The 446-nt window shown below is 50.4% G+C and carries 2 tRNA genes and 1 rRNA gene; all 3 read right to left on the bottom strand.

The features are described 5' to 3' along the window. Nucleotides 1-14 precede the first annotated feature (14 nt). Nucleotides 15-90, bottom strand: a tRNA-Ala gene (locus AB4K05_RS24655). 110 nt (nucleotides 91-200) lie between these two features. After that, a tRNA-Ile gene (locus AB4K05_RS24650) sits at nucleotides 201-277 on the bottom strand. Nucleotides 278-345: 68 nt separating this feature from the next. Continuing rightward, nucleotides 346-446 (bottom strand): 16S ribosomal RNA (locus AB4K05_RS24645); the annotation flags it as partial.

Here is a 446-nt window from a genome sequence, read left to right as displayed (position 1 = left end):
CAGTAAAGAAAGGATGGTGGAGCTATGCGGGATCGAACCGCAGACCTCCTGCGTGCAAGGCAGGCGCTCTCCCAGCTGAGCTATAACCCCATCGCAAAATGCTAATCTCTGTAACCGTAATTCGTTTTGAGACAAGGCGTGGGATGGCGAAGCATACTGAAGTATGCGAGTCATTCCGCAACGCAGTATCAGAACGAATTTGGTAGGCCTGAGTGGACTTGAACCACCGACCTCACCCTTATCAGGGGTGCGCTCTAACCACCTGAGCTACAAGCCTGCAGAGATTTTACTGCTAATTTTCATCAGACAATCTGTGTGGACACTTCAAAGAACGCTTCTTTAAGGTAAGGAGGTGATCCAACCGCAGGTTCCCCTACGGTTACCTTGTTACGACTTCACCCCAGTCATGAATCACAAAGTGGTAAGCGCCCTCCCGAAGGTTAAGC

This window comes from Kluyvera sp. STS39-E, assembly GCF_040932435.1.
Classification (GTDB): Bacteria; Pseudomonadota; Gammaproteobacteria; order Enterobacterales; family Enterobacteriaceae; genus Kluyvera.
The sequence above is the reverse complement of the archived record's forward strand: the minus strand, read 5'-3'. Positions and strand labels throughout refer to the sequence as shown.